This is a genomic window from Runella sp. MFBS21 (genome assembly GCF_029433105.1).
Lineage (GTDB): Bacteria > Bacteroidota > Bacteroidia > Cytophagales > Spirosomataceae > Runella.
In genome coordinates this window covers 298249-312479 of sequence record NZ_JARNTW010000005.1, presented here as the reverse complement: position 1 = coordinate 312479, position 14231 = coordinate 298249, and the positions used below count along the sequence as shown (strand labels likewise).

At 40.5% G+C, this 14231-nt stretch carries 8 protein-coding genes; 5 read left to right on the top strand and 3 right to left on the bottom strand.

The genetic code is table 11. The features are described from left to right. Nucleotides 1-16: 16 nt before the first annotated feature. Nucleotides 17-1153, bottom strand: a complete 1137-nt coding sequence (locus tag P1X15_RS14160; RefSeq protein ID WP_277338783.1) for a DUF6786 family protein — start codon at nucleotides 1151-1153, stop codon at nucleotides 17-19. Nucleotides 1154-1592: 439 nt separating this feature from the next. Here P1X15_RS14160 and P1X15_RS14155 point away from each other — a divergent pair, with 439 nt between their 5' ends. Then, nucleotides 1593-2327 (top strand): helix-turn-helix domain-containing protein, encoded by a 735-nt coding sequence (locus P1X15_RS14155; protein WP_277338782.1) that lies wholly within the window; start codon nucleotides 1593-1595, stop codon nucleotides 2325-2327. Nucleotides 2328-2372: 45 nt separating this feature from the next. Beyond that, complete coding sequence (locus P1X15_RS14150; protein ID WP_277338781.1) at nucleotides 2373-2645, top strand: hypothetical protein; 273 nt, start codon at nucleotides 2373-2375, stop codon at nucleotides 2643-2645. A 186-nt stretch (nucleotides 2646-2831) separates the two neighbouring features. Here the strand turns inward: P1X15_RS14150 and P1X15_RS14145 are convergent, their stop codons facing one another. After that, on the bottom strand, nucleotides 2832-3032 hold the full coding sequence (locus P1X15_RS14145) for a DUF2188 domain-containing protein (RefSeq protein ID WP_277338780.1): 201 nt from the start codon (nucleotides 3030-3032) through the stop codon (nucleotides 2832-2834). 26 nt (nucleotides 3033-3058) lie between these two features. Beyond that, nucleotides 3059-3640, bottom strand: coding sequence for a DUF4142 domain-containing protein (locus tag P1X15_RS14140; RefSeq protein WP_277338779.1), 582 nt, complete (start codon nucleotides 3638-3640; stop codon nucleotides 3059-3061). 292 nt (nucleotides 3641-3932) lie between these two features. Between P1X15_RS14140 and P1X15_RS14135 the strand changes: the two genes are divergently transcribed. The 3 genes from P1X15_RS14135 to P1X15_RS14125 all read left to right on the top strand — a co-directional run bounded on the left by P1X15_RS14135 (nucleotide 3933) and on the right by P1X15_RS14125 (nucleotide 14192). Then, nucleotides 3933-6701 carry an ATP-binding protein gene (locus P1X15_RS14135; RefSeq protein WP_277338778.1) on the top strand — a complete coding sequence of 923 codons (2769 nt, stop codon included), beginning with the start codon at nucleotides 3933-3935 and terminating at the stop codon, nucleotides 6699-6701. A 242-nt stretch (nucleotides 6702-6943) separates the two neighbouring features. Then, a complete protein-coding gene (locus P1X15_RS14130) occupies nucleotides 6944-10069 on the top strand; it encodes a T9SS type A sorting domain-containing protein (protein ID WP_277338777.1) in 3126 nt (1041 codons plus the stop codon). Nucleotides 10070-10163: 94 nt separating this feature from the next. Next, entirely contained in the window at nucleotides 10164-14192 is a 4029-nt protein-coding gene (locus P1X15_RS14125) for a two-component regulator propeller domain-containing protein (protein ID WP_277338775.1), read from the top strand. Nucleotides 14193-14231 lie beyond the last annotated feature (39 nt).

Sequence of the window (14231 nt, the reverse complement as noted above, 5' to 3'; positions counted from 1 at the left end):
CACAGTGAGATTTGTATTAATGCTTCGCAATCTCCTCCAAGCTCACGCCTAAAGCTTTCTTTGCGAGGGCATTGAGATCTTTTTCGTCGCCTTCAAAATGATAGGTACGACTGCTGTGTCTGAGGCTTTCGCCTTTTTTGAGGGCTTTTGCGGGCGACGATGATTCCAACTCATAAAAGGGTCCCATTTGAGTCCCATCTGCCACGGGTCCATCATTATAAGAATTGACGGCATCGCCTTTAAAAGGTTCTTTCTGGATTTCCCACATCGAATTGACATAGTCACCCGTAGGGTCAAGGTCGTAACTAACAATCGTCAAAATACCTTTTTCGGCATCATAGCTACCCATCACGGGTTTTGAAATACCCGGTGGCAAGCCTATTTTGCTGCGATGCTTGCCATCTGCTTTGAAATACAACACACTGTCTTCGATGATAAGACGCTCGGCGGGGACTTTCCCAAAATAACTATCATTGATTTTGGATTTATTTTCATTTCCTCCCTCAAAAGGAATAACGACGGTAGTTTTGGGTGAGGGGTTAAACATCCCCAAAATCCAAATCGACAATAAGCCCGTTTCTTTTTTCCAGTCAGCCCCTTGATTGGTGATTTGATTGACGGTTTCGTAAGCTACTGTTTTCACATTTTTTAGCGGCAGATTAAACGCCGTCTCCACATCCACCTTGCTAAGTACCTCCACACGACGCTCAATCACCAAGTCGAAGGTAGTGCCACTGTAATTGGTAAGCGAAGTCGTTTTGCGAAATACGGCCTTTGATTTGTCGGACGAGGCCACCTCAAACGCCTCAGAATCAATCACCGCAGGGACTTGCCAATCATCAAAGACAAACTTTTTGCCAGGTTGGAAATAAATAGAAAACTGCCCTCCTTCGGGGCCTAACCAAAAGCGGTCTTCGCCCCCAAAAGCACTCATATGAGAAGTAAATTTCCCTTCTTTTAACAATGATTGGTTAATCCAGCCGTAGCTATTGCCCGCCGCGCCATTGGCCGTAGAAGTCATGACCCGTCCTTGCAGAGCCGCTACTACGGCCACCTGAGCAGAATCATCGTCGGGCGAAACAAGAACAAGAGTGGGTTTGAATTTTTTTAGGGTTTCGATATCTGTACTAAAAGTGTTTGTGTTGGAAGACATAGTATCGTTTTTAGGAGACGAGCAGCTCGTCGTGTTTAGTATCATTACCGCCGTCATCGCCAAAATGACTATCGAATGAGTGCAACAAAAGTGTTTTTGGGGAAAAGCCATAGCAGAGTTAGTGAATATTCTATTTGTGAATGAAAGCGTACTTAGATTCTCAAATACTCATGACCCGTAAGATGAGCTGCGTCGGAGACGCTGCACCATTTTTGACCCAAATCGTAGTTTGGGCCAAGTTATCGCTTGTCCCGACGTGCTGTCGGGATGCTCAGGATAACTCAAAACTACCCTATTGGCAAACTGGAAACTAAGGCAAGTACATCAACCTTGATACCTATCAGCTTTCGTCCTATATTTGTACTGACAGTATTTCAAATTCTCCCACTTCGGCAATTCCCAAACCGCTAGTAGTAAGCTTAGTCGGACTGATTAACTGATGGACAAATTTATTCTTGCATTAAGAGCCTATCAATCTGACGTTGAAATTCATAGGCATTCAGCGTACCAAATTGTATTTACGACTGACAATCCCTTTCATTCTACAATTGAAAGAAAGAAATATCAAAATATTTATGGTTTTGTAATCAGACCTCAGGTAGCACATGCCTGTGAATGTAGTAATAGCACTCTTACTATTATCAATATTGAACCTTACTCTTTTATTGGTAAAATTATCCTTGACAAACTTGGGAACAACAATTCTAAAGTGTTTAATAACAATGACGAACTTACAAACTTCTTCAATATTTCGGAGTTCAAGTTTTCTATATCCAATCTTGTAAAGTCCAATCAGCTACCCAAACCCCTCACAGAAAAAGATGAAAGAGTTGAAAAAGTAATCGTTCATATCAACCAAAATTTTCAAACAGAACAGTTTTCACTTAACGATATTGCGAATCACGTTTTCTTATCACCCTCTCGATTAGGTTTTTTGTTTAAACAAGAAACGGGGAGTAGTATTACTAAGTATCTTTTGTGGACAAGGCTGAGAAGGGCTATATTTTTAATACTTACAAATCATAAAAAAAGAATTACTGACATTGCATTAGAAAGTGGCTTTTATGACTCCTCACAAATGAACAAATACATGTATCAAATGTTTGGAGTTGGCCCTCTAAAGCTTCGGCAAAAAAGTGATTTGATACAATTTTTAGAGATGGAACCCCATTAAATTTGTGGCTCAAACCAATCTCATAAAAATTCAACACTTTAAGCTATGAATAAAATATTAGTTGTAATAACCTTGTCGGATAGTGGAATTGAAACCATAAAATCTACGCCAGAACTTCCTAAAAAGGAAATGGAGTTTGTAAACTTGTGGCAAAAAGAAGAAATTTTGGAAAGTTTTTTTATATCGGTAACGAAAGTAAATGCCGTCTTAATTTTTAAAAGCATTGACGAGCCGCAAGTTAAGAAACTTATAGAATCACTACCCTACTTTCCATATATGTCGAAAATAGAATATCATGTTTTGAATCAACAGTTTTGAGAAGCTACAAAGTCTGTTGATTTTGGTAGAAACTAAGGTTTCGTGATGGAGTGCTTACAAGAAAGCAAATTCCCTCCTTTTTACATGGATTGGAAGAGATGGGCTTCTTGCCTATAGAGCCACATACAATAGAGACTTTCTAAGTTTTTAGCTTCTACTGCCTCAAACTTAGAAAGCCTTTGATTGTTATGAAGACGCCACTTTTTTTCTGATAGTGATGCCTCTATTTTCGGCCCATTCTTGGGCTTTCGCGGTGGCGATTGCAATAGCTCGGCCTTCGTCGTTGCCTTCTTCTAGCAAAGCATTCGCTATTTCGATGGCTTTATTCCGTACCCGTGCCCGAAAGTTTTTCAAGGAAACGGGATAATCATCCTTGGTCCACGGCATGATGGTATAGCGTTTTGAAATTAATATTACTTCATTCCACGTTCGAGACGTTCGGCCATTTCCAGATGAGCGGTCAATTTGGGAAGCGTTTTAGAAGCAAAATCCTTGATATTTGTATCTTTTGATTCTTCCACTATTTCCTGAAACTCTTTGATATCTTCTTTATGGTCATCCACCATCATATCGAGGTATTTTTTATCAAAATTTTTCCCAGTCTCATCCTTAAACTTATTGACCATTCTTTGATGCTTATCCATCAGGGCTACTGGCAAAGCCAAATTTTTTTGAGAAGCAATATTTTCTAAATCAGCAATAGCGTTGGTATGGTCATCCACGAGCATTCGGGCAAAGTCTTTGACCTTAGGCGACATTGATTTTTGAAGTGCCAATTTCCCTAACTCGACTTCCATCATACTCCCGCTTGCGGCTTCTGCCAAAAACTCAGCATCGTCTTCTTGGGCATCTGCCGCTGCCTCTGTAGGAGCAGTGGCTTCGATTCGTTCTTCGTTTGTTTTTTCGGTGGTATCTTCTGTGTCTGATGAGCCACCACAGGCAGTCAACCCTCCTATCAAGAACAGAACTGCCACCAATTTCATGTTTGTTTTCATAGTTTAGTAAGATTTGTTGTCGTACATAACTATACGTTCAAAACAACCATGCCAATTTGGTTTGGGGAATCAAGCGTACATTTTGGGGATTATAAAAACTAAGGATGAAAATTTTGCCCCATATACAAAGTAAGACACGACATTTTCTAGCGAAGCAATATGTTGAATAAGAATATTCCACTTCTAAAATTATTGTGCAATTAAATCCAATCTGTAATTTTGATAACTCTTAGCAACGTTTGAAAGTCCCCGGCAGGCTCAAATCGTCCTTAAAAGCCTTAGAGTAAATCGCATGAAATATAAGGAATCGATTTTAGTTTTTATATTCTTCTTTTTATCCTTATCAACTAATAGTCAGTGTCTAGTATCTATAAGTGATATTTCAACGCAGATTGATCTCACCCCTTATTCTTCAGTTTTTGAAGATAGTACTTCTAAACTTACTTTTAAAGAAATTCAGCACAAAGACTTCAAGCCCATTGAAAAAAAAGATATTTTGATTCCTTTTTCAAAGCGTACATTCTGGTTCAAGGTACATTTAAAAAATACAAGCTCTCAAAATGCGCATTGGGTGATAAAGTGGGACAATCCCCTTCCCGAGAGCCTTGACTTTTATTTACCTGATTCACAGGGCCGTTATAAGGTTCAGAAAAAAGGCACCCTTGTTTCAAAACCCGAGTTTTTTTATGGTAGTATGAGTCCTCATACAAGTTTTAATCTCACTCCTCAAGGCCAAAAGATCATTTTTATCCGCGTTCAAAGTCAACGGAGTCATTATGCCCAGATTGAATTATATACTTACTCCCAATATATCACCACCCAAGGAGCAGAACTCCAAGGCAATGGTTTTTTGCATGGTATTAGCCTTCTTCGGCTTTTTTATGTACTGCTATTGGTGTTTTTTGTCGTCAAAGATGTTACGTTTCGCTACTATTCTTACTTCTTAATTTTAAGGACCTTCGCCTTCTGGGGTATCAATAGCCTCTTGGGAGTATTTTTCACCCAACCTGGGTCTACCGCTACTATCATCAATTTTATGTCTTATCATATCATGCCAATTGGATACGTCTGGGTAGTTCAGTCCATATTGCCCTATCCAAGTAAGCTCAGGCCTGTCAGATTACTCTTAAATATCATCATCGGAATTACGGTTATCCTTGCACTTTGCATCATTTTTAATTATCAATGGTATTGGTTAGAAATCTCCTCCTATCTGTCTATTTTTTGTTGGCTTGTGGTCGTTGGACTATATATGGCTGCGGGTATCCATTCAGCCAAAATCGACTGGAGCTATTCTACCCCTTTTTTGTTGGGTATCAGTAGCTATATTTTGATTCAAATTAGCTTGGTTACCCAAATCGAAATTCCTTGGAAATACACCTTTGCCTACCTAATGTATATTATCGAGATTTTTGTATTTGGCCTTTTTTTAGGAAAAATTATTCACAATTCTCAACAAGCCCAATCAGATACCGAAAGAGAGCTGTCGTACAAACAACAGCAAGCCAACTACCTAAAAGAGCTAGACACCCTCAAAACCAATTTCTTCACCAACATTTCGCACGAATTCCGTACTCCACTTACCCTTATTATCAGTCCTATTCAAGAATTAAAAAAGAAGTTTCCTACCCTCGAAAGCCTCTGGCTCATCGAACGAAACGCCCAACGTCTACTCTCTCTTATCAATCAACTGCTAGACGTCAGTAAATTGGAGGCCAAAGAAATGCCCGTTGATTTGCAAGCTGGAAACTTAGCAAAGTTTACTCAATCCTTGGTGCCTTCTTTTCAATCTTTGGCCGAAAGCAGACATATTCAGTTTGAGATTTTTCAGAACCAAATCAATGCAAACGTCTATTTTGACCCCGATAAGTTTGAAAAAATCATTTTCAATTTGCTTTCCAACGCTTTTAAATTTACCCCCAATGGAGGGAGTATTTCGCTCGGCGTTTATTATGGTGAAGCTTTGGACGAAGTCAAAATCATCGTCAAAGACAGCGGCATCGGGATTCCTGAACAAAAACTAGAGAAGATTTTTGACCGCTTTTTTCAAGTCGAGGGCACCAACCAACCCAACTATGAAGGTACAGGCCTCGGCCTTACTTTGGTTAAGGAACTCGTGAATTTGCTCCAAGGTTCCATCCAAGTCACTAGCCAACAAAACCTAGGTACTACTTTTAGCGTAACTTTGCCATTAAAACCAGCCACACACCCAACGGAAAACTTACCACTCTATTTTCAAAAAGACGAGGCTATTTTCTCTCCTTCTGCCAACGACGCCACCACCATGCCCCCCCTCTTCCCTGCTCCAAATACAACCGAAGAGGTATTGCTGATTGTGGAAGACAATGAAGATTTGAGAACTTACATAAGAGAGATTTTTGAGAATGATTACCAAATCATCGAAGCCGTTGATGGTATAGACGGACTTGAAAAAGCAACCAATTCTATCCCCGACATTATCATCAGTGACCTGATAATGCCCCGTATAAACGGGTTTGAGCTTTGCAAATACCTCAAATCTTCCGTCAAAACCAGCCATATTCCTATTATAATATTAACAGGCAAAGTAACACTTGAGAATAAACTACAAGGTTTAGGACTTGGCGCAGATGATTACCTTATCAAGCCTTTCAATGCCGCTGAGCTAAAAATACGCGTGCAAAATCTGGTTAGTATGCGAGAAAATCTCAAACAATATTACTTACAGACTGCCACAACTACGCCTTCTGCTTTAGAGGCAAGTTTATCTTTAGAAGAGGTATTTATCCAGAAGATCAAAATCATTCTTGATAAAAATCTATCTGATAGTACTTTTGGTGTAGAGCAGTTGGCCGCTGCCGCTAATCTAAGCGCTTCTCAATTGCTTCGAAAACTCAAAGCACTCACCAATCTCACCACCGTAGAATTTATCCGCGTGTATCGTTTAGAAAAAGCGGCGATTTTGTTAAAGCAAAAAAATGCGACTGTTTCTGAAGTCGCTTACCAAACGGGCTTTGAAAACCTTTCTTATTTCACCAAAGTATTTCAAGAAAGATACCATGTATTACCTTCAGAGTACTAGTCTTAAAAGGCTCTAAAGTTATGATTTCATAGTTTTTTTGTCAGATTGCTGGATTTATGGCAAAGAATGCTGGATTTGTGTTAACCCTTCTTTTTACAAAAACCACACATTTGCGATATTTTATCGCACTAAAAGGCTGCTTGCTTCTTTGCACTTATCGATAAGTGTAAAGTTTGCCTGTCTTGTATTACTCAATCCTTGTTTTATCAAATACGATTCCCTGAAAATCAAATGCTCAACTCATGAAAAAAAAATTTACACCCCATTTCTTCAAGTCTGCCTTTAAACCATTAATGAGTGGCTTTTTAAGTTTGATGATGTTTAGCAATACGTTTGCCGCTACCTATACTTGGGACAATGCCAACAATACCTTGCTTATTTCGCTATCTACCGATGAAAGTATCTCAATTAGTAAAAGTGGAGCAAACACCTCCTTTACGCTTAATAGTGGTGTATTTACCCAATCGGGCGGAGATATTGCCACTGGTAGCGGCACAAGCACCATTACAATTGCAGATGCCGATTTAGTTTCGTCTTTAACAATCGATAATGTTTCTATCAGTAGTGGTACAAACAATGTCACATTCAGCGGAAGTGGAAGTCTATCGTCTGCTGCAATCAATATCAATATTGCCCAAACGGGAGTTTCTAGTACTATTAGTGCTTCTGCCACGTTTAGTCTGATTGCTACCGAATTAGTTTTTCAAGCTACAGCGGGAGTGGGAACCTCCTCCGTCCCAATCAATACACAAACCGGTAAATTTGAAGGCACTACCACTAACGCCGGGATATTTGTTTCAAACATTGGTGACCTAACCCTTGGCGGTACGAATGGTAGCTTAAATGGAGTAACGGCAACAGGTACTTCCGGAATAATTCACATAGTGACAAGCGGTACTATGAGAGTCGTAGAACAAGTGAAAGGTTCGGGTAATGTAACCCTACAGACTACGGGGGTTGCCTCAGACCTTATCACAGAACACGGGGCTGTAAACGGGATTGGTGCAGCAAGCGGAGTGATGACCGTGAATGCGGGTCGTGACCTTATTTTGGGTACTGTAAACGGATACGGAGATGTAAACGGTCAGAGTGTAGCAGTTCTAGCTGACCGTGATATTGTCATATCTGCTGCTACATATGTACAAAGTAACGGCGGAAGCTTATCAGCCACGGCAGGGAGAGATTTTAAAATCCTTCAAACCAATGGAGGAGGCTCCGTTTTTAATAACAATGCCGGCAATGCTCCCATTACGATTTCAACTGGGGCAGAGGGAACCCTTGTTTTAGATCAAGGCTCTAACGGCGGAATCGCAGCAAATGGTGGAACAATCACCATCAATGCGGATAATATCTCTTTACTTTCTGGGGGAATAGCAACCTCTTCTACTGTCATCTTAGCCTCAGCTACTACTGCTCGCTCAATCTCTCTCGGTACCGAAACTAACGGGCAATTAAGTTTAACTGATACCGAGCTAGACCTAGTGAGTGGCGGTACGTTGGTCATTGGCGCAGCCAATAGTGGTACTATCAACGTCGAAGCCGACATTTCGCGAACTACTGCCACCGCAATGCAGTTGATTAGCAATGGTGATATCAATATCAAAGGTGGAAGTATCAGTACAGGCGGGGGTACATTACTTCTTGATTCAGGCACTTCGCCTGCGGCGGTGAAACCTACTTTTACGGGTACTGACGTTACAAGCAGTACGCTTTCCTTTAGTAGTGATGTGGCCATTGTTCTCAACGGCACTACGCCTGGAGATGGTACTGGAAACTCATATACCCAACTGACGGTGTCAGGAGGGATTAATTTGACCGGAGCCACACTGGCACTAAGCGGTACTTATGTTCCCGTATTAGGCCAAACGTTTAAGATTGTTGATAATGACAATACCGATGCTATTACTGGTACTTTTATTGGCCTCGCCGAAGGGGCAACTATCAGCAGTTTTCTAGGAAGTAATTTCTCTGCTTCTATATCTTATATCGGTGGCGATGGAAATGATGTGGTCATTACGGTAGTATGCAGTGCCTTTAGCGCACCTACGGCATCTGTTACTACCCAACCCACTTGTGCCATTCAAACCGGAACAATTACCATTACTACGCCAACGGGAAGCAATATAGAGTATAGTGTAAACGGTACTGATTATCAACCACAAACTACCTTTAGTGCACTAGCTCCAAATAACTATTCAATAACTGCTAAAAACACGCAAACAGGTTGTATTTCAGAAGCATTAAGTCTAACTGTCAACCCTGTGCCCACTGCTCCAACCATTTCAGGGATAGATTTGACTCAGCCTACTTGTGCCACCAACACCGGAACCGCCCTCGTCAACGCCTCTGGTACAGGTACTCTGGAATATTCTAAAGACGGCATCAACTGGCAAGAAAGCAACACTTTTAGCGGGCTTGCCCCAGGCAACTACACTTTTCAAGTAAGATTGCAGAACAATACGACATGCTCGGCTTCTTCTCAGCAGCAAACCATTAATTCAGTGCCTACTTCTTTAACTGTCTTTACCTTACAAGGAGGAACCACACTCTGTGCTAATAATTCGGGTAACACTCCTGCCGCCGCCCTCCTCCTCAATGGCTCACAAGTCGGAGTACTTTACCAACTCAAAAAAGACAACCAAAACTTCCGAGAACCTATCTCTGGTAATGGTAACAACCTCGTATTCTCCAACATAAACCAAGCTGGTAACTATACGGTAGAAGCTTTCGTGGAAGGAGGGGCTTGTCTGACTACTATGAATGGAGCTGCTACAATCAACCTCGGACAGACACCCAATGTCTTTTCTCTCACTGGGGGAGGTAGCTACTGCAACGGTGGAAATGGCGTAGCTATTGGCCTAAGTGGTTCACAAGAAGGATTTGTTTATCAACTTCGACGCAGCAATGCCAACATCGGTACTCCAATCTCAGGCACTGGCAATGCCATTAGCTTTGGAAATCAAACCGCCGCAGGTTCATACACCGTCGTGGCTACTCAAGCTACTTCGTCTTGTAACAGAAACATGACAGGGTCTAAAACTGTAACCATTACCAATTGTAATGCCAGAGTCGCCAATGCTGAAAATAGCAATATTGAAAGTAGCGAAACTAAAGAATGGGTCACTATCGCTCCCAATCCTGTGGTAAATTCAATCCTTGAACTTATCGTAAGGGGTATTGCTCAACAATCTGTTGAATGGCATATTTCAAATATACAAGGTTCTTTATTACAGCAGGGCTCTTTTCAAGTTTCTTCACCTATGTATACCACCACCTTAAATGTATCTCATTTAAAAGCGGGGGTTTATTGGATACACTTAACAACTTCTACATTCCAAAAAACATCTATCAAAGTCATTAAAATATAATCAAGGTTTTTTCACTTTAATCTCATAAGCATAGGTAGATTCAATTTATGCTTATGAGATTTCTCCTATATTTGTAGTGAAGTACCTATTGATTATGCGTTTTTTCTTGATTCTTTATCTTTACTCTTCCTTTCTTTTTGCACAATCTTCCCCTTGGCAAAGTATTACTATTTCTGACGGGCTTTCGCAAGGCATGGTGTATGACCTGCGCCAAGACCGAGAAGGCTTTATGTGGATTGCGACCAAAGATGGCCTCAATCGCTACGACGGCTACAATTTCAAGGTATTTACCAATGACCCCTACAATCCTTTCAGTATTTCTGGCAATACTTGTACTGCTTTGTTGGAAGACACCAAAGGGAGGATATGGGTGGGAACCGAAAAAGACGGCCTCAACTTGTATGACCCAAAGACCCATAAATTTTACCATGCAGACATCCGCGACCAAGGATTCAACAATGCGGGCAATTATAGCATTGTTTATCTAAAAGAAGATCAACAAGGTTATATTTGGATTTTCACCGTGCAAGCTGGAAAATACTTTAAAATTAACCCACGTCAGCTTACTCTCTCTACCAGTGAGTTTTCGCATCTGGTCGAAAAAGTAAACATCAAACATAGCCAACAAATCCCTCAGTTTATCCATGACAATGTTCCCCTACCCCTACAATATGCCGAGCACCTTTATCAACTAGATACTATTTATCAGAAACACCATAAAATCCTCCAGCGTACTGTTACTAATGCTGTTTTGAAAACCTCCAGGCACGGTTTCTGGGCTGCAACTGATGAATCAATTATCAATTGGAATCATCAAAAGTTAACACAAATTCGGGTTCCTGCCAATAAACAAAGCAGTTTAAACTTACTGAATGACAGCACCTTAACAATTTACAATCAGGAGTATGTGTGGCTACTCCCTATAAAGGATTTTCATAAAACTTCTGAACTTACGCCTCAAAATGCTCACGCCCAACTTTCTATACCCTTTCACTTGAGTAAGGCGACTCGTACGATTAATTATATTTTTCAAGACCAACAAAATAATCTATGGGCTACCACTCTAGGCTATGGCCTGTTAAAATTTAATCCCCATACCAAAGAGTTTCAGTCATTTTTACCAAGCTATTCGCCAGCCTACCTCTACCAAGACCGTCAACGAAAAGTATATATACATGCCAATTATCGTCCTTCGTATCATTTTTATGAATTAGACAAAATTACAAATACCCTAAAAAAAATACCCAACACTTCTTATGCCTCCAATGACCTTCACGATGCTTTATTGCAAGACTCAAAGGGCCATTATTGGTTATTGACGAGAGTTGTACCTCAAGTCAGTCGCACTTTAAAGAAATATGCCCCCAACTGGCAACTACTAAAACAATATCCTATTCCTGCTCTCAAAGAAACCTCTACGGCTAGTTATAGACTTTTAGAAAGTAAAAATGGGTCGCTGTGGATAGGTTATACCGATGGTATTTTGTTGTATTTTGACCCCACCAAAGAGCAATATAAAATCCACAATTATAAGCACTTATTACCCCAAAATGGCGCCACTGTTGAAACATTTTCTCTTTTGGAAGATGTATTAGGCAATCTATGGATTGGAACCCAAAAAGGTCTCATTAAAGTCGAAAACCCTTATGTATCACCTTCTTTTTCGATTTACAAAAACAACCCTACTAATCGGCAAAGTTTAAGCAATGATTTTGTATCAGGGTTACTAGATGACCCTTTACAGCCGCGCAATTATCTATGGGTGAGTACCAAAGGAGGGGGGCTCGAACGCCTCGACAAACGAAATGGACAATTTCAGCATTTTACAGAAGCCCAAGGATTACCCAACAAAGTAGTATATGGGGTACTCTCCGACGAATACAACAACCTTTGGGTAAGTACCAACAGGGGTATTGCTCGACTCAATCTTAGCACTTTTATTTTTAGTAATTTTAATAAATCGGATGGTCTACAAGGTGACGAATTTAATACCAATTCTTATTTCAAAGCCTCTTCAGACGAGATTCTCTTTGGTGGCGTCAATGGCATTACCATTTTTCGACCCTCTAAAATAGGTCACAATAAAAAATCACCCACCGTTAAAATTATTGACCTAAAAATTAACAACAAGACTGTCATTCCTGGCGATACGACTGGTATTCTTCAACAATCTATTGAATATACTTCACAACTACTACTAGACTATAAGCAAAATTCACTCACCTTTGAGTTTGTAGTCATGGACTTGAGTAACCCTATCAAAAATCGATTTCGATATCAATTATCCGGCAGCGGTCAAGAATGGATAGATATAGGTACCAATCGCTTCGCTAATTTTACCCAACTTCCCTATGGGCACTATACACTCAAAGTACAAGGTACTACCGACGGCGAGCTATGGAGCAAACCTATCGCGCTACATATTTATATTCGACCTCCTTTTTATCGAACTTGGTCAGCGTATTTGATTTATTCAATCATAATTTGCTACGTACTCTATCGTCTTTATTATATCCAACTCAATCGGGTACGATTAAAAGAACAAATCCGTTTTAAAGACCAAGAAACCTCCCGATTAGCAGAATTAGACACGCTTAAGACCAATTTTTTCACCAACATTTCACACGAATTTCGTACCCCACTTACCCTTATTATCGGCCCTATTCAGGAATTAAAAAAGAAGTTTCCTACCCTAGAAAGCCTCTCGCTCATCGAACGAAACGCGCAGCGTTTACTCACACTTATCAACCAACTCCTTGACGTCACTAAACTTGATGCTAAACAAATGACTGTTGACTCGCAACCAGGAAACTTAGCAAAATTTATTCAAGTGTTGGTCACTTCTTTTCAATCTTTGGCACAAAGCCGAGATATTCAGTTTGAATTCGCCCAAAACAAATCTAACGCAACGGTTTTTTTTGACCATGATAAGTTCGAAAAAATCATTCTCAATCTGCTTTCCAATGCCTTTAAGTTTACCCCAAATGGTGGGCGCATTTCACTGAGTATTTATTATAGCGAAGCTTTTGACCAAATAAAAATTATCCTCAAAGACACCGGCATTGGTATTCCTGAACAAAATTTGGAGAAGATTTTTGACCGCTTTTTTCAAGTCGATGTCTCCAAAAAACAAAACTACGAAGGTACCGGCATTGGCCTTACCTTGGTCAAAGAACTAGTTGATTTGCTACAAGGGTCAATCCAGGTCACAAGCCAAGAAAACTTAGGAACTACCTTTAGCCTCTCTTTGCCATTAAGAGCCGCAGACTCCAAAACCCAAATTAGGCCGCTTAATTCACAAAAGCATGAAGCCATTTCCGCACTCTCTACTGCCGACGCCCCCCTCACACCCCCACCTCCTCCCAAAATGCCCGAAGAGGTGCTGTTAATTGTGGAAGACAATCAAGACTTGAGAACTTACATAAGAGAAATTTTTGAGGATGAATACCAAATCATCGAAGCTATAGATGGCATAGACGGGCTTGAGAAAGCAATGAACTCTATCCCTGATATTATCATCAGTGACCTTATGATGCCTCGTATGGATGGATTTGAGCTTTGTAAATACCTTAAATCTTCCGCCAAAACCAGCCATGTCCCTTTCATATTACTCACCGCTAAAGCCACCCTAGCCAACCGCATCGAAGGTTTGGAACTCGGCGCAGATGATTACCTTATTAAGCCTTTTGATGCCAATGAACTCAAAATACGAGTACAAAACTTAATCAAAATTCGTAGGCAGCTTCAGGAATTGTTCAGTAAAGCTATCGTTGACCTACGACCCACGGAAGTAAAAGTAAGCTCTATCGATGAAGCTTTCCTCCAAAAAGCAAAAGAAGTTATTGAAAAAAACATTGCTGACAGTAGCTTCGATATCACGCAGTTTGCCCATGAAATGAGCCTTTCTTCTTTTCAACTCCGCCGCAAACTCAAAGCTCTCACCAATTATACCGCGACAGAGTTTGTGAGACGTTATAGGTTACAGCGGGCGGCTGATTTACTCAAACAAAAAACCGGAACCGTCTCCGATATAGCCTTTCAAGTAGGCTTTGAAAGCCTGTCCTATTTCACAAAAGTTTTTCAAGAGGAATTTGGACATACTCCGTCTGAATTAATCAAATAGCCCCTTTCCTTTATTCAAAAATTGCATTTTGCTCAAAAT

Coding starts and splice junctions, on each gene's coding strand:
- P1X15_RS14160 (WP_277338783.1), bottom strand. CDS start 1,153: ATGTCTTCCAACACAAACACTTTTAGTACAGATATCGAAACCCTAAAA.
- P1X15_RS14155 (WP_277338782.1), top strand. CDS start 1,593: ATGGACAAATTTATTCTTGCATTAAGAGCCTATCAATCTGACGTTGAA.
- P1X15_RS14150 (WP_277338781.1), top strand. CDS start 2,373: ATGAATAAAATATTAGTTGTAATAACCTTGTCGGATAGTGGAATTGAA.
- P1X15_RS14145 (WP_277338780.1), bottom strand. CDS start 3,032: ATGCCGTGGACCAAGGATGATTATCCCGTTTCCTTGAAAAACTTTCGG.
- P1X15_RS14140 (WP_277338779.1), bottom strand. CDS start 3,640: ATGAAAACAAACATGAAATTGGTGGCAGTTCTGTTCTTGATAGGAGGG.
- P1X15_RS14135 (WP_277338778.1), top strand. CDS start 3,933: ATGAAATATAAGGAATCGATTTTAGTTTTTATATTCTTCTTTTTATCC.
- P1X15_RS14130 (WP_277338777.1), top strand. CDS start 6,944: ATGAAAAAAAAATTTACACCCCATTTCTTCAAGTCTGCCTTTAAACCA.
- P1X15_RS14125 (WP_277338775.1), top strand. CDS start 10,164: ATGCGTTTTTTCTTGATTCTTTATCTTTACTCTTCCTTTCTTTTTGCA.